The organism is Balneola vulgaris DSM 17893 (assembly GCF_000375465.1).
Taxonomy (GTDB): Bacteria; Bacteroidota; Rhodothermia; order Balneolales; family Balneolaceae; genus Balneola; species Balneola vulgaris.
The window spans coordinates 213628-237526 of record NZ_AQXH01000001.1 but is presented as its reverse complement, the minus strand read 5'-3'; the positions used below and the strand labels follow the sequence as shown (position 1 = coordinate 237526).

Below are 23899 nucleotides of genomic sequence, written 5' to 3'. Positions count from 1 at the left end.
TCACTACTTAGATGAGCAATAAGATTTTTGACTTTAATTCAGCGAACTACAATTCTTTTTTAGAGGACTTTAGAAATAATCCCAATCAAAAAAGAACCATTGTACTTGCTGGGAATTTCAAAGAAAATAGAACCTACGCCCTTTCACAATTCCAAAGTGAGACCCTAAGCGAGGTTCATGAAATTTCCTTAGCTAGTTATATCACTAAGTTTGAAGATGAGTCATACGAGCAAATTGACGCTCTATTCGAAGAGTTACAAAAGGTGAATGGACTAATCGTATTTAAAGACGCAGAACAGCTTTGTGGAGTATATACAGGCCATACTTATTCTGTGGTAAAGTATGCTACTCCACAGGAGAAATATTTCATTCAGAAACTTAAACAATTAAAAAATCCGGCAATTCTGGAGTTTAACAACGAACAACATCTAGACAAAGCTATCATTCGCGAAGCTGATGCTGTGATTCGCTTCCCTGTTCCTTCATCTTTATTAGAAAGAATATTTTTTGCAATCACTCAGTTTAGAATAAACGGTTCAAATTTACCCTCCCAGCGACCGGTTTAATGGATGTCGCAAACTACAGAAGACCAAAACACTGAACTCAGTTTTTGGTCTGATATAAAATCATCTTTATCTGGCTCTACTAGAGACTTCACCAAAGGAAGTATCAGTAGAGCCATTCTTGTTTTATCGATTCCGATGGTGCTTGAAATGCTCATGGAATCCATATTTGCTATAGTAGATATCTTCTTTGTATCCAAGTTGGGAGCCGAAGCTATCGCTACTGTTGGTATCACAGAATCATTACTTACACTGATTTACGCCGTTGCTATAGGTTTTTCGATGGCAACCACCGCAGTAATTGCTCGCAGAATAGGTGAGAAAAATAATGACGCAGCTTCAATCACGGCTGTTCAAGCTATTGCTGTAGCGTTAATTGTATCAACACCAATTGCGCTTTTAGGAGGATTCTTTGCCCCTGAGCTTTTGAGTTTAATGGGAGCAGAAGGCGATATAATTACAGAATACTCAGTTTATACCTCTATCCTATTCAGTACCAATTCTGTAATAATGTTAATCTTTATTATTAACGCCATATTTCGTGGTGCAGGGGATGCAACTGTTGCCATGCATGCACTATGGATAGCAAATGGTATTAATATAATTCTTGACCCAATATTGATTTTCGGTTTTTGGATTATCCCTGAAATGGGTATTAAAGGGGCCGCAATTGCCACATCTATAGGTAGAGGCATTGGAGTTTGTTTTCAGCTATATAAACTATTTGATGGCAAAACTCACATCAATCTTATGTTTAAGCATCTGCAATTTAGGTGGGACATCATGTGGAATCTGATAAAAGTATCCCTTGGTGGAATTGGTCAGTTTATAGTGGCTACCAGTAGTTGGATTGGCTTAGTAAGAATCATTGCTGTATTTGGTAGTGTATCTCTAGCGGGATATACCATTGCTGTAAGAATACTTATTTTTTCAATTTTGCCTTCATGGGGAATGAGCAATGCCGCGGCTACATTAGTTGGCCAAAACTTAGGGGCCAATCAACCTGAAAGAGCTGAGAAATCTACCTGGATTACGGCCATCGCTAATATGATCTTTTTAGGACTATTAGGGGTTATCATATTTTTCAATTCAGAATTCTTGATGAGTATTTTCACCCTAGATCCTGCTGTGATTGAAATAGGTTCTCAGTGTTTGCGAATAATGAGTTTAGGGTATATCGCATATGCTTTTGGTATGATTATAACTCAAGCATTCAATGGTTCAGGAGACACCCTTACCCCTACCCTTATTAACCTTATCTGCTTTTGGATTGTTGAAATCCCCTTAGCGTATTACTTAGCATTAATTGTTGGGCTTGATGAAAAAGGTGTGTTTTATTCTATTATAATTGCTGAAACACTTTTGGCTATCATTGGCTATATATTATTCAAGCGAGGAACATGGAAACTCACAAAAGTTTAATAACGATATGAAACTTAGTATCAGCGTTGAAAAATCAGGCCGACGTGGCAAACAAGTAACTGTAATACGGAACATTCAACACAACCCTCAGCACATTGAAAAAATAGCTAAGATGTTGAAGAGTAAATTAGGTACTGGTGGTACCGTAAAGGGAAAGGTTATCGAAATTCAGGGAAGTCACATCCCTAAAATAAAAGAGATTTTAGAAAAGGAAGGTTTCTCTTTTTAGAGAGAAACCTTGTTTTCCTGCCTTGGATCTAAATCATATAACGATGAAGCAGTAGCTTGCACTGTTTTATACCATTCATTTCCGTATTTGTCGTTTATAGTGTAGAAATCTGAGAAATCAGGTTTTCTCAAGTTCATTTTCCACTCTTGAGTTTTGGACTTGAAGGTAGGGTCGATGTGTAATAACTCATGATACAGCATCATCTCTTTAGTCTCGTTATCCAGCATATCCCATAGCTCACCAGATATTTCGATGAGGTAGTCGTTGCCCGAGTAGTATTTCACCTCTCTCGTGGCTTTCATACACTTTGCAGCTCGTTGCTTAGAGATATTTGGGTATACCAAAAAGTATCCTATCTCAGCTGGACCAAACTCCATTTTATTCTTTTCGATTACTGTTTTAGCTATAGACTCCACTTCAGGAGATTCCATCAATTGTTTTTCGCTTGATGTTACTTCGACTGGCTTTAATAAGTCGTTATCGTTCATTTATATCTTTTTCTATTTTTCAATTTTTACAGAAGTGGCAACAATTGAATACTCAACTTGGTCGCCTTTAATACCGTCAGGGTCTGCCCCTGCATCTTCTGCATAATGTTTTGCTTTAGATTCTGTGATTATTTTCTTTTCAAATACACCTTGAATTGTCACATTCTTTCCCGATGATTTTGTTGGTACGAAGAAACTATAATCCTTAAAGGTAATTCGAGCTGTTAACTCACCATCTTGTGCAATGAAGAAACAGCCTTTTTTCTGACAAACTTTACTAATAGTTGTTGTGATCAATACTTCTTTTTCATTGTACTGATTGCTATTAGAAATAACAGAATTCAATGAAAGTGGCTTATCAACTAGTGTAAATTTAGAACCAAACACCTCATAATTTTCAGTGACTTCAACGGGTTCAGATAAACGAATTTCTTTTGATTCACTTTGAGCAAATAAAGCTACTGGAAGCATGAATAAGGTTAAAGTGATAAATAGTTTTCTCATAAGAATCTCCATTTTGATTTGTTTTAAAATAGGCAATGCACATTCAAATATTTAATTAAAAACTACAAAGACGAAGAAATAATATCTCTTATATTCTATGGCTTTTTTAATTAACTATGGATGATTTGAAAACCCTACTAATATCATTATTTGGATTTTGTTTTGGCTTATTTGTTGAAGGATTTTCCAGAATCATAATCACTTTCTTTCACAAAACTGAACTCTCATTTTTCGGAACCATTGGATTACCTTCAACTAGTTGGGTAATTGTTATTTTTGTTGTTTCCTTTGTGGGTTCATGGCTAGGATCTATGTTAGCTTTTAGTTTTGCTAAAAATAAGACTCAAAAGGTTTTTACTATCCTACTAGTAATACAGATTTTATGGATCGCATTTGAAACCTTAGCCTCATTTAGTGTACTCCCTGCTTGGTATTTAATTACTTTTCCCATTACTTCTATACTCGCAATTTTCACAGCTAAATACACCTACCAACTAAATGAGATTTCTACCAATACTGTCGATTAGTTTATTGATTTCATTCATTATATCATGTTCCTCAACTACTAATAATACATTTGAAATAACTGCTATTCAGGCTCCTTCACAAAACGAAGCCGCACTCTCAAACATAATGTCTGATGAAGATGGAAATGTATTTTTAAGTTGGGTTGAAACAAATGACAAAGTAGCTTCATTGTACTATTCAAAACTTGATAGTAACAGATGGTCGAGCCCTACTTTAATTTCATCTTCAGATAATTGGTTTGTGAATTGGGCAGACTTTCCTTCAGTAATTGCTCGAAATGGTGAAATCCAAGCAGCACACTGGTTAAATAAAAGTGGACAAAGCACCTATGCTTACGATGTAAATATTGCAACTCCACAAGCGGGTTGGACCAATGCTAAAGCACCACACTCGGATGGTACAAAAACGGAACATGGTTTTGTGAGTATGGAATCCTTAAGCGACTCTACATTTCTTGCTGTTTGGCTTGATGGTAGAAACACTGATGGTGCAGGTCATGGTATGCAAGCTGATAATAAACTTGATCATGCAATGACGATTAGATCAGCCGTTCTAAACAACAATTTAGAAGTTATTGAAGAACACGAAATTGATGCAAGTGTATGCGATTGTTGTGGTACTAGCACAACAGTACTTCCAGACGGTAGTTTTATTTCAGCATTTCGAAACAGAACTCAAGATGAGATTCGAGACATTTATGTTTCAAAATTTGTTGATGGTAATTGGACAGAGTCTAAAGCTGTTCATAACGACAACTGGAAAATAGCCGCTTGTCCTGTTAATGGACCTATGATAAAAGCTAATGAAGAGATCGTTGCTGTTAGCTGGTTTACTGCTGCTAACAATGAATCAAGAGTTAAAGTAGCTATCTCGGAGGATTTAGGAGATTCTTTTTCTGCACCCATAATCGTTGATAAAGGAAACCCTTTAGGACGTGTAGATCTCGAGGTCTTCGACGATAACAGTTTTTTTGTTACTTGGGTTGAAAGAAAAGAAGATCGCACTAAGGCGACCTTCATTGGTAAGCATTATAAAAAAGATGGGACTTTACTAAACGAATACGATATAGCGGAAATGTCTTCTAGTAGAAAAAGTGGATTTCCTCGTATTACCCAGTCGAATGGTAATTTAATCGCAACTTACACTCATATAAATGAGGAAGGGCAAACTACCATTAAGACGCTTATTCTAGATTAATTGGAAATTCACCGAAGTTCATTAACTCTGCTATTTTAATACCTACATCGGTATTGTCTTGCCATCCAGTGAATTTAATCGCGTGTGGACCATAAGCCATTAATGGAATTGGAACACCAGTATGATAATCGGTAACCCAATTTACTTGTAAAGTATGTGGGTCTTCTGAATCTGTCATCATGGTAAGTCCACCGGTCTCATGATCGGCAGTTAATACTACTAGTGTTTCACCGTCTTTTTGGGCGAATTCTAGTACACGTTTAACGGCATCATCAAAATCCTTAACTTCACGGATTACATACTCAGAATCATTTCCATGACCACCCCAATCAATTTGGCTCCCTTCTATCATTAGGAAGAAACCATTTTCATTGTTGTTCAAAGTAGAAATGGCTTTATCTGTCATTTCAGCTAGAGTTGGAGTTCTATTTTCAGAATCTAGTCCACCATCGGCAAATAAACCTAAAAGCTTATCACCATTGGTAGCTTTGAGTTCTTCAGCTGTTTGGAGATAGCTATAACCTTTTTCTTCAAATTTCTCTACAAGATTGAAATCATCACTCCTTCTACTGCCTTCTTCCGTTTGTGGAATGAAAAACGAACGACCACCACCTAAAAATACATCCGTATTAGATTCTAGGAAGTGTTCAGCTATCACATCTTCATCACGCCTAGATTCTACGTGAGCTGCAAAACTTGCCGGCGTTGCATGAGTAATAGTAGAGGTAGCAACTAAACCAGTTTTCATCCCCTTGTCGATAGCTAACTCTAGTAATGTTTTACAATGAGTGCCATCAGGTAGGTAACCAATCATACCATTATCTGTTTTTTGTCCGCATGAATAGGCCGTAGCACCTGCTGCAGAATCGGTAATTAATGAACTGGATGAATGGGTTTTTACTATACCAGTAATAGGCATTGTTTGTAGAGCTAGGTAATCATCAGCACCAACCAAATTTAGTTGACCTGTAGATATTTGTCCTAACCCAGTTCCATCAGCTATTAATAGTATGACGTTTTTAATTGGCTTATCTGCCACCAAAGGTAACATTTCAGTATTAGTGCCTTTAGAAATAGGTACTTCTACTTGTGATTTTGGTTGACAGTTAGCAGCTACAACTGCAATAATTATAAGACTTAGTAATCGTTTCATGGTGTTCATTTTTTAAGAAAAAAGATATAGTCTGTTTATAAGCAAATTGTGAACTACTTATTACCAAATTTAGGAATCATACTTTTAATAAGACCCCATAACCCTTTTGATGGCTTGCGAACTTTCTTAGTTCTTTCCGTAGCTCGTTCAATACGTTCAATTTGATCAAAGTTCATTTTAGGTTTAGAACCCTTTTTAGACTCTTTAGTCTCTTTAGGCTTTGATTTAGACTTATTAGACTTTGCTTTAGGTTTAACCGGTTTGGGAGCTTCCTTTTTTGCCTTCGGTTCTTTCTTCGGTTCTTCTGGTTTAGATTCCGGAGTTTTAAACCCTTCGCCATTAATGGCTATGCGAATTTTCCCATCTTTAGAAACTTCAATTTCTACAGTTTCTTTTTTGATGAGTCCTGGCTTAAGGCGAGCATCTGCCTTCTTTTTAGCTGCTTCTTTGGTAACTACTGTTACAGAAGACTTTTTCTCTGAATTCGACTTTTCAGAAGAAGGTTCAGATTTTGATTTTTGAGATGAATCATTCTCATCTGGTAAATCAATTATCTTTAAATCATCACCTACTTTCTTCTTTATTGGAGTAAAGAATTTTTCATCGGCTTTACTAACAAAGGTAATGGCGATGCCTTCTTTGTCATATCTACCGGTTCTACCAATACGATGTATGTAATCTTCAACTGCTTTGGGTACATCATAGTTGATGATTAGAGACACGTTATCGATATCGATTCCACGTGCCAATACATCCGTAGCTACAATAACAGGAACCGTGCCATTTTTAAATGCTCTTAAAGAAGCGGTTCTTTCTTCCTGAGATCGATCACCGTGAATACTTCCAGCATTAATGCCCTTACCTTTTAATAGGCGCTCTAATTCATTAGTACCCTTTTTAGTAGCACTAAAAATAATACAGCTTTGCCAATCTAAATCGTCTAATATGTGCTGTACAAGACCAAGTTTCTTACGAGGCGGTGCAAAGTATGCACGTTGATCCACTTGCTTTGAAGTAGTAGAAACTTCGATTTCTACTTTAATGGGATCATTCATTACACTCTTCATGAGCTTCTGTAATTCTTTAGGCATAGTAGCCGAGAATAACATCGTATGCCGATCCTTAGGTAAAGTGTCTATGATATGATTTACATCCGGTAAAAAACCCATATCAAGCATTCGATCGGCTTCATCTAATACCAAAAATTTGATGTTAGAGAAATCAACGTCTAATACTTTCATTTGATCAATGAGCCTACCGGGCGTTGCTACAATAATATCTACGCCTGCTCTTATAGCATCGGCTTGGCGCGAGAAATCTTCTCCGCCGATGATTGTTGCTGAGCTAATCCCAGAGTGATATCCGAGAGCAAAAATCTGCTCATCTATTTGCTGAGCGAGCTCGCGAGTAGGTGATAATATAAGTGCTTTTGTACCCGTGCTTGGGCTGCGTAGAATTAATTCAATAATGGGGATTACAAATGCCCCTGTCTTTCCAGTACCAGTTTGTGCCGCTCCTAATACGTCTTTGCCTTCTAAGGCATGAGGAATGCTTTGTTCTTGAATGGGCGTTGGACTTGTATATCCAACATCGTTCAAACCCATCATCAAAGATTCCTGGAGCTTAAAGTCTTTAAATGTCAAAGTGCTAATAACTTAAATGTTCCAAAAAGTATAATATACATAGAAACTGCAGAATTTATATTCCACTTTGGCACTTATTTACACTACTTTTAAGTATTCGAATTTTAAACAATAACAAAAAACAATTATGAGATTTAACACATCAACCATTCTTTCCATCTTTTTAGCTGTATTTGTGATTACAGGATGTAATGATTCAGCTAATAAAACTAGCTCAGCTAATGTTGATCTTGAGACTAAACAAGATAGTATAAGTTTTGTTTTAGGGTTTCAAAATGGAGACTTCTTAGCAGCTGAAGGTGCAACTGATTTTAATTATGATGCATACATAGCAGGTTTTATGAACGGTATGGAAGGCAATGAAAGCATTGATGAAATGACAAGAAATAGTCTTATCAATGATTTTCGTATTCAACTTACAGAAGCTATCAAGACAAAAAACTTAGAAGAAGGCCAAGCATTTTTAGCTGAAAACAAAACTAAAGAAGGTGTTGTTGAAACAGAATCGGGTCTTCAATATAAAGTTGTTGAGGAAGGCACGGGTAAATCTCCTAAAGCTGAAGACACTGTTGAAGTACATTATGAAGGTACTTTAATTGATGGTACTAAGTTTGATAGTTCATACGACCGAGGTGAGCCAATTGAATTTCCGTTGAACCGAGTTATTCCAGGATGGACTGAAGGCGTTCAATTAATGAAAGAAGGTGCAACTTACATGTTCTACATCCCTTCTGATTTAGCGTATGGCGAAAATCCACGTCCAGGTGGTGTAATTAAACCAAACCATACCTTAATCTTTAAAGTTGAGCTTATTTCAGTGAAATAAAATTCAATAACTTATTGATATAAAAAAAAGCCCTATTCGATGAATAGGGCTTTTTTTGTGTAATTTATTCTATTGCTTACGACTGTAGGCTAGTTAGAATAATAATCTTAGTTACCGCACTTAGAGTTGCATCACTCATCGTTTGGGTATCATTATTCTGTGCGCTTGATTCTACACTACTAAAGAAAGTTGTATATACATCAAGTGCTACGTCAGCTGTTACTGCAGATGCTACTGCGCTATCAAAGATAGTTTTCGCACCAGTGGTTGCATTAATTTCAGTATCAACACTCACTACAAATTCAGAACTTACGTTCGCGTCGTTTTGCATTGTTGTGTTAACTTCTTCTTTATAGCTCTCAAAAGCAGCTTCTACATCAGCTTTAACACCAGCAGCAGTTCTAATATTTGCTTTTAGTGTCGCACCAGCGTCAGCAATTGCTTGCTTAGATTCACTACTCATTTCAGAAGCTTCAGCTTCAGCTCTTACGGCAGCATCAATTGCGATTGCAGCCATCATTGAAGTTTGTTCTCTTACAGAGTTTTCAGCTTCAGTAGATACAGAGCTTACATTGTTTACTGCAAGTCTACCCCATAATTCGATAGCTTGAGCAGCTTTATTTGCTTCAACATCCGCATTAGCATATGCATTTGCAGAAGTTTCTACGAATAATTCGTATGCAGCAGCTTCTTGTTCAGCAGTTGATGCAGAGTTAAGATCCGCTTCTAAACGTGCTTGAGCGTCAGCAAGAATTTGCAATGATGCTTCAAGTTTTTCTTCAGCGTTTCCTTCTACTTCACTACGGAAGAATTCAGCTCTTGCTTCTGCAGAACTTTTAAGTGCAGTTGCAAATTTAGCAGCAGCACTTGTACTATTATTAATTTCAGATGCTACTCTTGATGTAATCATAGCTTCGATATCATTCTTAGTTACGATATCAGCACTACCATTAGCTACAAGTTCAGCATATACGTTAGACTCTGCAGTAGACTCAAAGTCGATTGGCTTAATGGTTACATTATCACCGTTTTCAAGCGATGCAGATACAAAGCCCATTGTTTCAGAGCTACCATTTTGAGCTACAACTACATAGTGTTGTGCAGTGTTAGCATCAAAAGAAAGATTAAATTCACCAGACGCATTCGTCGTTGTCTCAATATCACTAATCTTATTAATTGAACCGTTAGATTCAACAGTAGCTAGTGTTACAACTGTTCCTTCGAGGTCTGCTGATTTTTGTTTTGCTTGACTTTCTTCAACTTTACCGTTTACCGTAGCCGAGCCGCCGCTATTGTTAGAGTCAGAGCATGCAAGCCCTAAAGTAGCAATAGCGAGTGCCAGAATTGGAAGTTTTAGTAATTTATTAGTCAACATAATTGATTATTTGGTTATTGTTAATTCACTTTTTTTAACCAAACATCTCCTCTGTTGTTCCGAATTTTCTTAAGAAATCCACTTTCTAGTCCATATACGTATTAATCACCTTATATAGGGGGCATATAAACAAATAGGAAACTGGATATCCTCCAATTTCCTATAAATACGTTGGCTTTTTCGGGGTACATTCAAGGTTAATCATACTTGTATGAAAACACGATTTATGACAACAACTTCTCGCGTAATCCGCTACTACGTTTAATTGAGTTTTCAATACAATAGTCTAAAACCTCGTTTGAACTAATAACAAGAAGATTTTGCCGGGCTCTTGTTACACCTGTATATAAAAGTTCTTTTGTTAATACAGGATTTATATAGTCTGATAACATGATAATTACCGAGTTGTATTCAGAACCTTGACTCTTGTGGATGGTGATAGCATAAGCTGGCTTGTAATCCTTTAACCTTGTTATTGGTATTTCTTTATCTGGCCCAAATCTCAAATAATACTCTCCCGATTGATGAACAAAGCACGTGCCTACTTCACCGTTTCTTACACCAATACTTGTGTCATTTCTGGTAATTATGATCCTACGCCCTTTATACCATTCACGATGTACCGGTAATCCATACCTTTGCTTCATACTTTTTTCTATCCAATCATTGATAGCATCTACCCCTAGCCTTCCACTTCTATTGGAGCATAATATTTGAGCATTCATATCACCACGAATTATCTCATCCACATAGTTCGCAAGAAGTGACTCTATTTTACCTTTTGAAGGCTCTTGATGTTCAATTGAGGGCAAAGTACTCATCAAGGGCCTAACTTCGCTTAGACGTTGATTATTAATGGCTGTGGCTAATTCATTAATCCCTGAGTGCTCACTGGCTCTATAATACTTTGTTAGTAGAACAATATGGTCGTTCAATAAGTTATTGGTATCACTCTTAGGCAGATTGACGAATGACGACAATTCATTATTTAAGATTGTTTGTGAAAAACCCGTATCTGCTTTATAACATATATCCCCTAATATGGAGCCTGCTTCTACAGAAGAGAGTTGATCCTTATCTCCCAATACAATGAGTTTCGTGCCTTTTTTTATTGCACGGACTAAGTGTATCCACATTTTTAGATCTAGCATGGAGGCTTCATCAACTACAATTACATCATAGGGTAATTGGTGATCTTCATTAAATCTAAATTCTCCTTTCCTATTAGCTCCTAGTAATCGATGCACTGTCATCGATTCAATATCATCACTTAATTCCTCGATAGATTCAGACAATCTTTCGGCTGCCTTACCTGTTGGAGCAGTTAGGGCAATCTTCATGTCATTATCGATATGAAGTAGTTGTTTGAGTATGTTCTTAACTGTATACGTTTTCCCCGTACCTGGTCCACCCGAAATAATCAATAAGTTCGTTGAAAGACTTAAAGCGATGGCTACCTTTTGGAAATCCAACTCCTCACCTACTTTAATTGGAACAGGCTGCTCCTTTGGAATATCCTTCATTTTATTGAGTAACCATTCAACCAACTCAACTTCGTAGCACCAATATTTTTGAATATATAACCGGTTTCCCTCAAGAATAAATGGTGTTTGCTCACCTACACCCCCAATAGATTGAATGCCTTCTAATTCCTGAGTGAGTGCTTCTATACTATCAAATTGAAAATCTAGGTGTTTGTATAAAGAGTGTTGTTCTAGTTCTGAAAGGTCCACACATATATTTCCATTTATTTCATCATGAATGGCCAATACTATTGCTTTAAGTCCATTCTCAGTAATGGTGGAGTCTCTTCGTTTGAAAAACTTAGCCATCTCAATCTCAAACGAGGTGAGATGTTCGTCGTTTTTAAGTTGAAGTAAATGTGGAATTAGTTTTTTCATTGATGAACCCGGTTACATATTTCATCTAACCGTTGAATCTTAGACGCATTCGGAACATCAAAATAAATACCATTTAATCGTTTGTCTGGATGCATACCTCTCAAGAACAAATAATACACGCCCCCAAAGTCTCTTTTATAATCGAAATTTGGGTCTCTGGCCTCCAAATATTTCTTTAGTGCCAACACATATATATGGTACTGAATATCATAATCTGCATGTTCCATCGCTGTTTTAAGATGTTCAGGTTTATAATCATCATAAGTATCGCCTAAGTGATTACTTTTATAATCGAGAATATAATATCTCCCATTATGCCTAAATATTAGGTCGATAAAGCCTTTCATATAACCACGAATTACACTCTGAGTATGAAGGGGCAACTGATTTTGTTCGCGTATTGTAGTCGCCAATTCAGCTGGATCTAATTCATTTATTGTGAAATGAAATTCCATTTCCTTTAATACATCTTCCTTAGATAGATTGGACAGCTGTAATTCATCATTCAGAGACGTAGTTAGAACTTCACTTACCCATTCTTGTAACATGGACTCCCATTTATTGGCAAAGCCCCATTCCCCCATTTTCTCTTTTATAACCTGATTAATGTTGGTTGATGAATCATCAAAGTTTATATACTCAAAAATGTCATGTAATAGATTTCCTGCATCAGCCCCACGCGGGAAGGAAAAACGATCAATTTGTTGATCCTCCTGGGTTTCATGAATCGATACTCGTTCATCAAAGTCGAAATCAAAACCGTCTGAATCCGTTTTCGAATGTTGAGACAGTGATGAGAAGCTGACAACTTTGGTTAGTCTATCTAAGTCATTTCGAGTAAAGCTTTCAGTGCTTAAATCTGAGGTTGAGTAAGAAGTTTTTTGAACATGCTCTTTTAAAACCAACTCTTCTTCTTTTTTAATAACTAATGTAGCAAGGTCTTTAAGTTCATTAAGTTTCGACAGACAAGCTTCATAGTTAAATGCAGGGTCTTTTTTGGATGATGAATAAGCTTCTGCACCAAATAACAACGTAGCTATGGTGGATTTATACATGTTCATATCCAACAGAGGAATAATATTAACCACCTCTGCTCTTGTAAGGGCTACATATGCCAACCGCATTGCATCGGCTATGCTTTCTAGTTTTTGTTGTTCTTTAGCATCTTCACTAACAGAGCCAATATTGATGACCAAATCATCTTCATCATTGTGATATTGAGACACTTTATTTTTGTTGGAAGAGTACAACATGTCATCCCACAAAAACGGCAATACTACAATAGGGTATTCGAGCCCTTTACTAGAATGCATGGTTGTAATAGTCACTAAATCATCATCACTTTCTAAGCGTAATAGTTCATCATCCGTGATTTCCCCTACATTATTCAACTTATTCAAATAAATTCTAAAGAGATTAGATGGCGATGATTTGTGCTGTTTTTCAATATTTATGAGCAATTCTTGGAGATGATAATGATTGGTAAGTCTTCGTTCAGCGAAGCTCAATACTGATAGTTTTTCTTCAATGTGAAATTCAGTATTCAGAAGTTCTAAAGCCGCTATTATCCCTTTTTTACTCCACGTTTCTCGAGCGCTTTTAAACCAATTTACTAATTCACCTAAAGCCTCAGGATCATCATTCAGATTTGAAATTTGATTCGCCTTATATCCAATGTATTCTGTTGAAAGTGCTACTTTTACAATCCCATCATTCGATGAGTTGAGCATTGCTTTCAAAATATCTTTGAGCTCAATGGCTTCTTGGCTCGAATAAATAGATTCTTTGGATTTCAATAAACTTGGGATGCCAAGATCGTATAAGCTTTGATGAACTAACTCAGCTTCTGCATTCTTCTTTACTAATACAGCAATATCACTTGCTTGAACAGGTCTATCTCCAATTTGATAATCACCAGATAGCAAATCTGATATCTGATGAGCTACATAATTACTAACTCTTCCCCTTGTATCACCAATGCTGTTACCGTCTCGGTCTTCATCGTAATCAATTTCGATAAATTGAGTAGACGCCTGAGTTTCGGTGCCCTTTTTTAAAGTTAATGACGTTTTACTATCTGGAAAATTAGCTTTACGAAATGCCGGGTTTTCTAATATGAATGGATGTTTTTGAACACTAAATAATTTATTCACTCCTTTAATTAAGTGTTCATCTGAACGGAAATTCGCACTTAATGAATATTTCTGTTCATCCGGCACTTCCTTTGTTGCTTCGAAGTAGGTAAATAAATCGGCACCCCTAAAACTGTAAATGGCTTGCTTTGGATCACCAATCATGAATAGTGCACTTTTACTATTCATGTATATTTTTTTAAAAATCGAATACTGAATTGGATCTGTATCTTGAAACTCATCTACCAGAGCAATTGGGTATTTCTGAGCTAATTTTGTACTTAACCTTTTATCTAAATTCAGATCTACGAGTTGAAGGAAGTCATCAAAACTAAGCACGTTAATCGCTTTTTTATAAGCCGTAATCTTTACTTTAATTTCGTTAAGTGCATTTAAAATGAACCATTCTTTATAGGAAAGAAATTGTTCGTACTGTTGCATGAACTCATCTAGTATGAAAGAAAATGGTGGAGGATCTACCGTCTTCCCTTTTTTTACTCTCTCATACAGTACACTAGATGTAAATAGGTTTAACTTTTCTGGAAGACAAAAGATCTCGTTTTCGCCTTCAAGCCAGTTATTAATTTTCTTTAGACCCGTTGTCCTAACATTTTCCCTATACACATTTCCATTGAGCACCCCACTATTCAAAATATCCTGTAATAGAGCTCTATCGTTGTGCCACTCTGCTCTTAATTGATGGTATAAGCCAAACAGGTTTTCTATTACTTGATCAATTTTATTCTGTTCAATGTTCTGTGGTTCAATAATAGCATAGGGCTTACTGAGTATGGGTAACACAAACTGGGATAATTCATCCATAGATAGTTTTTGTTGAATCAGAAAATTCAATAAGGCCCTACCCTTTCTATCAGACGAATACTGCTGTACAACTTCTCTCCAGTAATCATCTATAGCGTCTTGATATAGTTCAAGTGGATCTTTTAAGACCTCAAAATCAGGCTGCACCCCAAACGAGATACTTTCTTCACGGAGCAGCTTTTGGCAAAAACCATGTATGGTAAAAATAGAGGCTTCATCAAATGCCTGAAGCGCTGTAGTTAATAAATCAATCCAATTTGGTTGCTTTCTTTCTAATAGCTGAACTAAAAATGGATCGTCGTCTTTAGCCTTATTACTTTTGAGTGATTCAAGACTATCCTTTATTCTCTTTCTAATTCTACTTTTTAGTTCAATAGTAGCCGCATCCGTATAGGTGAGCACCAGAATTTGCTTTGGTAATAGCTCATGTTCAACAATGGCTCTTATATAAAGAGATGTGATGTTATAGGTTTTACCTGTACCTGCACCCGCTTCAACTAAACTCAAGCCTTGTAGTGGAGCCTCAAAAATCTGCAGTGCTTTCATCATTTAGTCACCAAATGTTTGTGCAGTGGTTCCCAAAGACTTTGCACAATTGCATGAAAATCACTCTTCGCATAAAAATGATGATCACTTACCAATAGTGCGTGGTAACGGTCTTGTGATTCAACATTATAAACCCCTGAAAAAGAATCCCCTAACCATTGAGTTTCTGCCTTTTTAATGGCTGCTTGAATATTCTTTTCATTCAACGTTTTTGAATATATATAAGCTGTTTCTATTGGCACAAAATAAGAATCTGGATTTTGAATGGCCTCTTTATATCTAGAAACTAATTCATTCAAATATATAGAAGCATCATCAACGGCTTCGAAAAGGACACTTTTTAACTCATCTTTTTCGATATAGTAAATTACTGTAGGTCTATTATCCTGAGTATTCAATACTAAATGCTTAATCCAAGCTGTCATTAGGTGTTTGCCCTTTAATGAACTTACAAGCACCTCTAAGCGAGCATTAGGATAAATCTCCTTTATTTTAGCAAGCAGCTTTGTCTCATTTAAATCTAACGTTAGATCTAATTCTTTCTCTTGATCTATTGGATACTCTGCTAGTACATCTTTATACAAATCGAGGATGTGAACAGCTCTTTCATATTCTAACTCACCTGGAAATCCACTAGGTAGTACTCCTCTACTATGCAACTCCGTGATCGTTAATTTATGCTGGTTTGAATTTAAAATATCATCCACTAACTCAAACCTTATCTTATATTTATCTAAATGATTTATATTAAATGGTTCTCTGTTTTCAATGACTTCAAATTCCTCATAAAAATTTAGTCCCAGTAAATTAACACACATATATTTGGATGGATGTGTGTAGAATTGAATGAGCTCATCTACACTTACTTCATCAACTAGTTCTACTGAAGGGGTAAAATCTTGAATAAAACTAAGTGAGCTGTCTCCAGAGTTTGCTAAACGTTCACTGATCTTCTTTTTCAGTTTACTGAAACTCTTATTTTCCCCTGTAAAATATTGCGAAGAGAACCCATGTAAACTATGTTCATGAATAGGAACTTCAATGGAATAATTCTGAGTGATATCTAATAACTGATCGAGTAGAATGGATGGTGCTTTTTTATTTTCTGAATAGAGGTCTTGCCCAATAAAACTTAAGTATAGTGTTTGCTCTGCATTCTGGATTAGATCATAGAATACATGCCTATCTTCTTCAATTTGTATACGGTCTCCTACTCTCGGTTTTTGATGTAATAAATCAAAATCTGGACGAACAATCTTCCGTGGCAAAGCTGATTCATTTAAACCTAATATCGCTACAAACTTATGGGGATTCCTTCTATTGGGAACATACTCACCAATCTTTATTCCATTCCCAAAAGCCGTAGAAGCGGCTTTAGCACTCGTTATAACGCCTTTCAGCCAGGTACTTACGGTGAAGTAGTTGACTTTATCAGTAGCTATTGAAAGTTTAGTATAATCTTTTAAATCCTCTAGTTTCTTCAATAAAGATTGAGAATTAAAATCGACTTTTGCAGGTACAGTTAATAGCTGAAGCGCTAAATCTTTGAACACATTCAACCACTCCGAAAGTCCCTGTTTAGCACTTATTCTATCTCTGAACTGTGATAACTGATCTAGAATACCTGAAATGGTAGCTAACAAATGTACCGCTTCATTTTGATTCCCAGGACTGAAGGCTGATAGCTCATAATCTTCGAGGTAACTATCCTCAAGCATACAGTAGCCTAATAAAAGTCGATCAATTCCTTCTCTCCAACTAAAAACATCACCATCAAAGCCTCTTCGAATTTTTAGTTGAATCACCCATTCTCGAAGTTGTTGGATATGTTCATCTGTGAGTTTCCACTTGGCTCGAATGATCTCCATATCTAGGAAATCGATGAAATCATTGGCTTTGAACTTTGAACTCAATAAGCCTATTAACTGAATAAATGCTTCTTCAACTTGTTCAGATATATTTTGATGAATGTATGAAACGGGTAAAGGGACTTCCTGATCTGATCCTTCTAAAATTGGTACAATGAGTGAGGCATAATCAGCCAGATTAGGTACTAGCACTAATATATCTTCTGCCGCTAATTCTGAATTGTTTTCTAGCTCTCTTAATATGTTATCACGAAGCACCTCTACTTCCCTTCTAATGCTATGACATGAATGAATAGTAAAACTATTATCAAGAGAATTACTCACTGCTTTATTCCCGTTGCAGATACTCTGAATGCTTTTCAGTAGTGAGTTAGAAGAGCTTGAAGCCTCAATCACTTCTTCTTTTTTGGTCTGAATGATCTCCCTAATTAAATGATCCGAATCGATAGCTGGTTTTGTTAAAAACTCATGATAAGCTTTTAAATCAGTTTCCCCTTCAGACCCATTTACATCATTGTAATAATATATATCTATGTGTTGTGATAGTTCATTTAATAACTGAACAAACGGCCTAGACATCTGAGGCAACCGGTATATCCAAATTTTTGTAGGCAACGTTAAGAATGGAAATTCATCGTTTTTTATCCAATTGATTAACTCGGTAAAAGCCTCTGCTCGCGATTTAGGAAGTGAGTTATTTTGTGGAATGTTTTTTCGAACTGCATTCCATAAAATTGCTTGCCAATGTAAATGATCTGGCAGTCCTTCGTAGCTACCTCTTTGCCACGAATCAATCATTTCAGGTCTATATACTTGATACAAATCAAATACATCCGCGATTTGTCCTGCAAGTTGAAGCAGAACTAATTCCTCTAATTCACTTTTACCCGTTACTTGTAAAAGTAAGTCAGGTTTTTGTATCAGTACATGATAAATAGACCACTGAAGGGAGATTAAATCAAATGGTAGTTTTTGAGGAACGTCAGGGTTTTTTAAACGATAAAGTTTCCAAATTAACTCTGAGGGGAAGATGTACTCGTTGTTTGCACTAACTTTAATCTTATCGCTTTCTTGAAAACTCAAAAAGCTTGCCACATCTTTATTTTGAACAATCACCCATTTTTTTTGAAATGGATCACTTGGATTAGCTTTAGTAAAGCTGTCTAAAAAATGATCTAATAAATGTGTGGAAGAAGGTGAACGAGTATCGTAAAACATAGGCCAATTATCTGGCCGAAGTATAACAAAATAAGTATGCTATTTCCGAACTATTCCTCTTCAGATTCTTTGTTTTTTTGCTCTAGTGCATGTTTGAGAAGATCATTAGCTATATGACTGAATGAGTCATTTTTTTCTTTAGCTAAAGCACGAATTGTATTAATGATATCTTCTTCGAGATAGTAACTGGCAACTTTTTTTTGAGGCGTATTTTTCTCCATATCAGGTGTAGACTCCTGATTTTCAGTACTACGAATAAAATCAAATGAAGCATCACCCTTTAGGCTATAGGCTAAAGGATTATGCCCCATGCTTTTCTTTTTGGTCATTGTTTAATGGCCGTTCTTAATTTCCTTTGCTAAAGCGAAGTAATCTTTTGCACCATTACTGTTGCCGTCGTATTCAAAAATTGTTTTGTGATGACTTGGGGCTTCAGCTAAAGCTACATTATCTCTAATAATGGTCTTAAATACTTTATCTCCAAAATAATCTTTGATATGCCCTACAACTTCCTTGTTCAGGTTTTTACGATTATCGTAAAGCGTACAGATGATTCCGCCTACTGCGAGTTTATCGTTCAATCGTTGCTGAACAATTTTAATCAAATCTAGCAATTTCGATAAACCATGAAGTGCTAGATATTCTGACTGCAAAACGATAAAAATATCCTCTACTGCCGTGAATGCATTCAGAGTTAATAGGCCTAAGTTTGGCGGGCAATCAATCAATACATAATCGTATTCACCTTCTTTAAGCGTCTCTAAAGTATTACGTAATAAGCTTTCTCTTGCTGGTTCATTTGCTAATTCTAACTCAGCCCCAGATAATTCAAGCGAGGATGGAATAAAATCGAACCCATTATGCTTGATAACCGCTTCTTGTAATTTCACTTGTCCCTTTAATGCATGATAGATATTCTTTTCCATTCTATTCGAATGCATTCGAAGTGAGTAGGTTAAATTAGCTTGTGGGTCCAAGTCTATTAATAAAACTTTTTTTCCAAGCTTTGCTAAACCTGCTCCAATATTAATAGTGGAAGTAGTTTTGCCTACGCCGCCCTTCTGATTTGTTAAAGCGATGGTTCTCATTTTATAAGCCGTGTATTATGCCAATTGTTGCAATTAATGGTATGTGAATAGAGAAATAATAGCTTGCTTTGTTACAAAGCCCCATGTTACCCCTAATTATGTGAACGGTGTTAATCTAATTAATTTCGACAAAAAAGGAAGCGCTTTTAATTTACTGTTACAATTAAGTGATTTATTAGAATCATCATAAAAAAAAGGGAATATTGGTTCTGTTTTTAGAATCATCGTAACTTAAGTGAAAAATGATATGAGATTCTTCAGCCGCAAATTAATCAAGCCTCAAGATTTAAATGCCCATGGCACCCTTTTTGGTGGTGCGGTATTAAGCTGGATTGATGAAGAGGCTGCAATATTTGTGCTTTGCCAGCTCGGTAAAGGAAATATTGTTACTAAATATATGTCAGAGATTAATTTTGTTAACTCAGCCCCTTTAGGTGAAGTTATTGAAATTGGTATGGAAACTGTTAAATTCGGGCGGACATCAATTACAGTTAAATGTGAAGTTCGAACGAAATTCGAAAAGAAAACCATTATCACTATAGACGAGATCGTATTCGTTCATGTAGATGAGTTTGGTAAACCTACCCCTCACTTCATTGACCAAGCTGTTAACAATTAAATAAGTATGACGTGAGTACTCTAGTTGATTTTACCTCTTTAAATGAAATGCTTTACGGCGATGATAGATATATCAAAGAATTTGCCGAAGCGGCTATCATTTCATTCAATGAATTTAATGAGAGTTATAAAACTCACTTAACAGCTCGTGATGAAGAGAACTTTCGGAAAGCTGGGCATAAGATTAAACCTGTTGCTCAAATGTTGAGTCTGCAAGTTATCATAGATGAATACGAAAGCGGTAAAGCTTTAATCTGGGATAAGAAAAGTGATAAAGAGATACAGGAGTCTGTTAAAAAAATAGACAAGTTATGTACTCAAGTGCTCATGGAATTAGACAATATCGTAACGGCTGATTAATTCTATTTTGTTGTTTTATTAGTGATTAAAAATCACAACCTTCCTTAAAAACAACAAAACACTTCTTATGACAATACTCGTAACAGGTGGGGCTGGATATATAGGAAGCCACACCGTTCTTGAACTTTTATCAATTGGCCACCAAGTTATTGTAGTTGATAACCTTTCTAATAGTAGTCAAGAATCCTTACACAGAGTTGCATCAATTACAGGTAAATCGCCCGTTTTCTACGAAGTTGATATACTAAATAAAGAAAAGCTAGATGCCATTTTTCAAAATCACGATATCGATTCCGTTATTCATTTTGCTGGATACAAAGCCGTAGGCGAATCGGTTCAAAAACCTATGATGTATTATCAGAATAATATTGATAGTACACTTATTCTTTGTGAAACAATGAAAAAGCATGGTGTAACAAACATCGTTTTTAGTTCATCAGCTACTGTTTACGGGGATCCTGAAACGGTACCAATTACTGAAGAATCTCGCCTTTCTGCCACGAATCCATATGGAAGAACTAAGTTATTCATTGAGTACATACTCCGAGATTTATATGTATCGGATAACACTTGGAATATTGCATTGCTACGCTATTTCAACCCCGTAGGTGCACATAAAAGTGGTTTAATTGGCGAAGACCCGAATGATATCCCTAACAATTTAATGCCATTTGTTAGCCAAGTTGCTGTAGGAAAATTAGAGCAGCTTTCTGTATTCGGGAATGATTACCCTACCCCTGACGGAACAGGTGTTAGAGATTACATCCACGTAGTAGATTTGGCCATTGGTCATCTAAAAGCCATTGAGAAATTAGAAGAAGATCCGGGATTAGTAATTTACAACTTAGGTACAGGCAAAGGCACAAGCGTTTTGGATATGGTACAAGCTTTTGAAAAAGCTTCTGGTAAAAAAGTGCCTTACAAAATTGCTCCTAGAAGACCTGGTGACATTGCAACTTGCTATGCAGATCCTGCCAAAGCTGAAAAAGAATTAAAATGGAAAGCTGAGCGAGGCATTGAAGAGATGTGTAACGATGCCTGGAAATGGCAATCTGAGAACCCAAACGGGTATAACAGTTAACTAAAGAATTATACAGTTTTTCTAAAATGAACTTTGTGAATTACCTCAAAGCTGTCGTATCTTTGCGGTCCTATTAGCCAAAGTGGCGGAATTGGTAGACGCGCACGACTCAAACTCGTGTTTCTTCGGAAGTGAGGGTTCGACTCCCTCCTTTGGTACAAAAAAAGCACTGATGATTACACCAGTGCTTTTTTTATGGGTATAAGTTTCGTTTTAGTCGCCTATATAGATTGCAGAAGTTCCACTATTTTTTTCAGTATGAAGTGGGTTTTCATTACCACTTGCTGTGGGCATTCTAAACACTACTAATTTGCCCCCTTCTACCGCTCGCTCTGCTACATAGATTAGCTCCGAAGATCGATCGTATGACACTCCAACCGGGTTACCTAACTCAGTATTGGATCCAGAGATTACAATTTGATCTGAAAGTGATATAGTACCTCTATCTCCAGCAGCCGATAGTTTAGTAGAGAAGTCCTGAATAATATGAATACCACCATCTGAATCGCTACTTGCTTCCCCAATGTCCGTCATAAACATGATGTCTTCTACTTCATCATAATACAAGGCGTGAGTTCTAAGTATACCTTCAATCTGAACTTTTTGATCCGCATTCACAGCTCCACCCTGATTCGCTAAAATATTATTAAACACGGCAAGTGAGTCAGAATTATCAATGATTGCATACAGCTTTTCCCCGTGAAACTGCATGTCCCATAAATTGATTTGAGGGTCGTAAGTGGTGATTAATCGAATAGTACCACCGGTAACATCATAGGCATAAAACCTATTCTGTTGATCATTAGTAGCCGCTGCATCTTGAGCTACTAGTACCGTATTTCCAGATACCGCAAGTTTTCTTCCATTCGTAAAATCTGCAGCACTACTAGCCAGCAAATTAAGATTCGTCCCGTTTAATGAGGTAGTTAACCCATCATAAATTTCTAACCGGTTATTTGAACGCGATACTAGATATAAACGATCAGTGGTTGAGTTGTAATAGATACCATCTGCATCATTTGAAGCCGTTCCAAATTGAACAGAAGTTATATTTTCTAAATCTGAAAAGTTAAATACGCTAACTATCGATGTAGTATTACTTGAAGCAAAGATATTTCCGATATCTTCGCCATTCGTTCCTTCATCGTTACTAGAATTACTTCCACATGATATAAATATTAATGAAGTAACTATTACTAATCCAATTTGTTTGATAAATGATCCCATACCTTTTTAGTGTCCTACTTAGTCTTTTTAGATAATTGAATGGTTGATAATATTATTTGAGTACAAAGTTACAAATAACATCACCTATTACGAATTATCCTATATAATGGATCATTTTGGAACAGATAAAGCTGAAGCTGCTTTATGAAATATATTGACAGTTGGTGTTAGATTTATTGAGCTATTAGAACCCACTACATCAGTTAAATTATATCCTAAGATGCGCCCTCCCCCATTTAAATTTTCAGCTACCACTATTAGATTGCTTCTTTTATCAAATACGATATCACATGGATTACCTATAAAGGTATTGGTTCCTTCAATCACACTCTGATCTAATAGCGATATGTTTCTCGTATCTAAAATGGCTTGGGTAAACTTGTTATAGAACCCTTCGATTACATGAATAGAGCCATCAGAATCAGATAGCACATCCCCAGAATCAGATATAAACATGATATCAGATGAGGCATCGTAAAACACTCCACTCATATTCTGAATGCCTTCAATTTGAACTCTTAAATCTGGTTCGATATTAGACTCTTCTTTATAGGGATATGAATTAAAAATGGAAAGGGAATCTGAATTTACTTCAGATACAAAAAGAGTGTTCCCTGAAATAAAAACATCCCATGGTTCAAAGGATATGTTTTTAGTGTTCAAATATTTTAGCTCATTAAAGGAAGTGTAATACGTAATCAACTGATTTTGAAAGTTATTTGCTGCATTTGCTACTTGAGCTAGAATGACAACACTCCCAGTCCCAGTCATACCTTGAACTTTTGTAATCTCAGTTCTGGAATAGCTAAAGGGTAAAATGGTTTCAGATGTATCTTGATAAGCTAAATTTGCAAATACCACTAACTGATTCGAGCTTGCATCCACTTGGTATATTGCATCCACGTCGCCATCATACATTAAGCCTGTGGCTTTATTATGTGGAATTTTAAAAGATATGGATTGGACGTCAAGAGGATTTGAAAAGTCGTAGCTAGTAAGTGCTTGGTTATCCACACTAGAAACAAAGACGCTCCCAAGATTCGCTGTCATTTTAGGGGGTTCAGTTATTGAACATCCCCCCAAAAAAATAGCAAGTGCACTTACACTCAA

Annotated in this window: 21 protein-coding genes and 1 tRNA gene; 10 read left to right on the top strand and 12 right to left on the bottom strand. The window is 36.3% G+C overall.

Features of this window, described 5'->3' with window-relative positions:
• Window positions 1-11 precede the first annotated feature (11 nt).
• Genes B155_RS0101090 through B155_RS0101080 form a run of 3 tightly spaced genes read left to right on the top strand, consistent with a single transcriptional unit; the run spans window position 12 to window position 2214 of the window.
• Entirely contained in the window at window positions 12-566 is a 555-nt protein-coding gene (locus tag B155_RS0101090; RefSeq protein WP_018126382.1) for a hypothetical protein, read from the top strand.
• A gap of 3 nt (window positions 567-569) precedes the next feature.
• The gene (locus B155_RS0101085; RefSeq protein WP_018126381.1) at window positions 570-1985 is read left to right on the top strand and encodes an MATE family efflux transporter; all 1416 of its coding nucleotides are present in this window, start codon (window positions 570-572) and stop codon (window positions 1983-1985) included.
• Window positions 1986-1992: 7 nt separating this feature from the next.
• The gene (locus tag B155_RS0101080) at window positions 1993-2214 is read left to right on the top strand and encodes a translation initiation factor (protein WP_018126380.1); all 222 of its coding nucleotides are present in this window, start codon (window positions 1993-1995) and stop codon (window positions 2212-2214) included.
• On the opposite strand, the gene B155_RS0101075 is transcribed toward B155_RS0101080, so the two are convergent.
• Window positions 2211-2702 carry a putative metallopeptidase gene (locus tag B155_RS0101075; protein WP_018126379.1) on the bottom strand — a complete coding sequence of 164 codons (492 nt, stop codon included), beginning with the start codon at window positions 2700-2702 and terminating at the stop codon, window positions 2211-2213. The genes B155_RS0101080 and B155_RS0101075 overlap by 4 nt on opposite strands.
• A gap of 12 nt (window positions 2703-2714) precedes the next feature.
• Window positions 2715-3206: a DUF4920 domain-containing protein gene (locus B155_RS0101070; RefSeq protein ID WP_157464694.1), complete on the bottom strand. Its 492-nt coding sequence runs from the start codon at window positions 3204-3206 to the stop codon at window positions 2715-2717.
• A gap of 125 nt (window positions 3207-3331) precedes the next feature.
• Between B155_RS0101070 and B155_RS0101065 the strand changes: the two genes are divergently transcribed.
• Together B155_RS0101065 and B155_RS12715 are read left to right on the top strand one after the other, a co-directional pair.
• On the top strand, window positions 3332-3733 hold the full coding sequence (locus B155_RS0101065) for a hypothetical protein (protein WP_169331251.1): 402 nt from the start codon (window positions 3332-3334) through the stop codon (window positions 3731-3733).
• The gene (locus tag B155_RS12715) at window positions 3705-4931 is read left to right on the top strand and encodes a sialidase family protein (protein WP_157464693.1); all 1227 of its coding nucleotides are present in this window, start codon (window positions 3705-3707) and stop codon (window positions 4929-4931) included. The genes B155_RS0101065 and B155_RS12715 overlap by 29 nt, the downstream gene beginning before the upstream one ends.
• On the opposite strand, the gene B155_RS0101055 is transcribed toward B155_RS12715, so the two are convergent.
• Window positions 4918-6084, bottom strand: coding sequence for an alkaline phosphatase (locus B155_RS0101055; protein ID WP_157464692.1), 1167 nt, complete (start codon window positions 6082-6084; stop codon window positions 4918-4920). The two genes, B155_RS12715 and B155_RS0101055, sit on opposite strands and share 14 nt — an antisense overlap.
• 53 nt (window positions 6085-6137) lie before the next feature.
• A complete protein-coding gene (locus B155_RS0101050; protein ID WP_026167125.1) occupies window positions 6138-7727 on the bottom strand; it encodes a DEAD/DEAH box helicase in 1590 nt (529 codons plus the stop codon).
• Window positions 7728-7854: 127 nt separating this feature from the next.
• Here B155_RS0101050 and B155_RS0101045 point away from each other — a divergent pair, with 127 nt between their 5' ends.
• Window positions 7855-8553: a BamJ family beta-barrel-assembly machinery protein gene (locus B155_RS0101045; protein ID WP_018126373.1), complete on the top strand. Its 699-nt coding sequence runs from the start codon at window positions 7855-7857 to the stop codon at window positions 8551-8553.
• 76 nt (window positions 8554-8629) lie between these two features.
• Here B155_RS0101045 and B155_RS0101040 read toward each other — a convergent pair whose 3' ends face one another.
• The 6 genes from B155_RS0101040 to B155_RS0101015 all read right to left on the bottom strand — a co-directional run bounded on the left by B155_RS0101040 (window position 8630) and on the right by B155_RS0101015 (window position 19503).
• Entirely contained in the window at window positions 8630-9928 is a 1299-nt protein-coding gene (locus tag B155_RS0101040) for a hypothetical protein (protein WP_018126372.1), read from the bottom strand.
• A gap of 224 nt (window positions 9929-10152) precedes the next feature.
• Complete coding sequence (gene recD / locus B155_RS0101035; protein ID WP_018126371.1) at window positions 10153-11829, bottom strand: exodeoxyribonuclease V subunit alpha; 1677 nt, start codon at window positions 11827-11829, stop codon at window positions 10153-10155.
• The gene (recB, locus tag B155_RS0101030) at window positions 11826-15332 is read right to left on the bottom strand and encodes an exodeoxyribonuclease V subunit beta (RefSeq protein ID WP_018126370.1); all 3507 of its coding nucleotides are present in this window, start codon (window positions 15330-15332) and stop codon (window positions 11826-11828) included. The genes recD and recB overlap by 4 nt, the downstream gene beginning before the upstream one ends.
• On the bottom strand, window positions 15329-18415 hold the full coding sequence (locus B155_RS0101025) for an exodeoxyribonuclease V subunit gamma (protein WP_018126369.1): 3087 nt from the start codon (window positions 18413-18415) through the stop codon (window positions 15329-15331). The genes recB and B155_RS0101025 overlap by 4 nt, the downstream gene beginning before the upstream one ends.
• A 50-nt stretch (window positions 18416-18465) precedes the next feature.
• The gene (locus B155_RS0101020) at window positions 18466-18744 is read right to left on the bottom strand and encodes a hypothetical protein (RefSeq protein ID WP_018126368.1); all 279 of its coding nucleotides are present in this window, start codon (window positions 18742-18744) and stop codon (window positions 18466-18468) included.
• A gap of 3 nt (window positions 18745-18747) precedes the next feature.
• A complete protein-coding gene (locus B155_RS0101015) occupies window positions 18748-19503 on the bottom strand; it encodes a ParA family protein (protein ID WP_018126367.1) in 756 nt (251 codons plus the stop codon).
• A 247-nt stretch (window positions 19504-19750) separates the two neighbouring features.
• Between B155_RS0101015 and B155_RS0101010 the strand changes: the two genes are divergently transcribed.
• From B155_RS0101010 to B155_RS0100995, 4 genes are all read left to right on the top strand, one after another.
• On the top strand, window positions 19751-20122 hold the full coding sequence (locus tag B155_RS0101010; RefSeq protein ID WP_018126366.1) for an acyl-CoA thioesterase: 372 nt from the start codon (window positions 19751-19753) through the stop codon (window positions 20120-20122).
• 11 nt (window positions 20123-20133) lie between these two features.
• Entirely contained in the window at window positions 20134-20481 is a 348-nt protein-coding gene (locus B155_RS0101005; protein ID WP_240386229.1) for a taurine dioxygenase, read from the top strand.
• Window positions 20482-20548: 67 nt separating this feature from the next.
• Window positions 20549-21562, top strand: a complete 1014-nt coding sequence (galE, locus tag B155_RS0101000; protein ID WP_018126364.1) for a UDP-glucose 4-epimerase GalE — start codon at window positions 20549-20551, stop codon at window positions 21560-21562.
• A 76-nt stretch (window positions 21563-21638) separates the two neighbouring features.
• Window positions 21639-21720: transfer RNA gene (locus B155_RS0100995), tRNA-Leu, on the top strand.
• 55 nt (window positions 21721-21775) lie between these two features.
• On the opposite strand, the gene B155_RS0100990 is transcribed toward B155_RS0100995, so the two are convergent.
• A complete protein-coding gene (locus B155_RS0100990; protein WP_018126363.1) occupies window positions 21776-22789 on the bottom strand; it encodes a hypothetical protein in 1014 nt (337 codons plus the stop codon).
• Window positions 22790-22900: 111 nt separating this feature from the next.
• Window positions 22901-23839, bottom strand: a complete 939-nt coding sequence (locus B155_RS0100985; protein WP_018126362.1) for a hypothetical protein — start codon at window positions 23837-23839, stop codon at window positions 22901-22903.
• Between the last annotated feature and the right edge of the window lie 60 nt (window positions 23840-23899).

Bases quoted from the DNA above. Each gene is read 5' to 3' on its own strand.
- B155_RS0101090 (WP_018126382.1), top strand. From the start codon at position 12: ATGAGCAATAAGATTTTTGACTTTAATTCAGCGAACTACAATTCTTTT.
- B155_RS0101085 (WP_018126381.1), top strand. From the start codon at position 570: ATGTCGCAAACTACAGAAGACCAAAACACTGAACTCAGTTTTTGGTCT.
- B155_RS0101080 (WP_018126380.1), top strand. From the start codon at position 1,993: ATGAAACTTAGTATCAGCGTTGAAAAATCAGGCCGACGTGGCAAACAA.
- B155_RS0101075 (WP_018126379.1), bottom strand. From the start codon at position 2,702: ATGAACGATAACGACTTATTAAAGCCAGTCGAAGTAACATCAAGCGAA.
- B155_RS0101070 (WP_157464694.1), bottom strand. From the start codon at position 3,206: ATGAGAAAACTATTTATCACTTTAACCTTATTCATGCTTCCAGTAGCT.
- B155_RS12715 (WP_157464693.1), top strand. From the start codon at position 3,705: ATGAGATTTCTACCAATACTGTCGATTAGTTTATTGATTTCATTCATT.
- B155_RS0101055 (WP_157464692.1), bottom strand. From the start codon at position 6,084: ATGAAACGATTACTAAGTCTTATAATTATTGCAGTTGTAGCTGCTAAC.
- B155_RS0101045 (WP_018126373.1), top strand. From the start codon at position 7,855: ATGAGATTTAACACATCAACCATTCTTTCCATCTTTTTAGCTGTATTT.
- B155_RS0101040 (WP_018126372.1), bottom strand. From the start codon at position 9,928: ATGTTGACTAATAAATTACTAAAACTTCCAATTCTGGCACTCGCTATT.
- recD (WP_018126371.1), bottom strand. From the start codon at position 11,829: ATGAAAAAACTAATTCCACATTTACTTCAACTTAAAAACGACGAACAT.
- recB (WP_018126370.1), bottom strand. From the start codon at position 15,332: ATGATGAAAGCACTGCAGATTTTTGAGGCTCCACTACAAGGCTTGAGT.
- B155_RS0101025 (WP_018126369.1), bottom strand. From the start codon at position 18,415: ATGTTTTACGATACTCGTTCACCTTCTTCCACACATTTATTAGATCAT.
- B155_RS0101020 (WP_018126368.1), bottom strand. From the start codon at position 18,744: ATGACCAAAAAGAAAAGCATGGGGCATAATCCTTTAGCCTATAGCCTA.
- B155_RS0101015 (WP_018126367.1), bottom strand. From the start codon at position 19,503: ATGAGAACCATCGCTTTAACAAATCAGAAGGGCGGCGTAGGCAAAACT.
- B155_RS0101010 (WP_018126366.1), top strand. From the start codon at position 19,751: ATGAGATTCTTCAGCCGCAAATTAATCAAGCCTCAAGATTTAAATGCC.
- galE (WP_018126364.1), top strand. From the start codon at position 20,549: ATGACAATACTCGTAACAGGTGGGGCTGGATATATAGGAAGCCACACC.
- B155_RS0100990 (WP_018126363.1), bottom strand. From the start codon at position 22,789: ATGGGATCATTTATCAAACAAATTGGATTAGTAATAGTTACTTCATTA.
- B155_RS0100985 (WP_018126362.1), bottom strand. From the start codon at position 23,839: ATGACAGCGAATCTTGGGAGCGTCTTTGTTTCTAGTGTGGATAACCAA.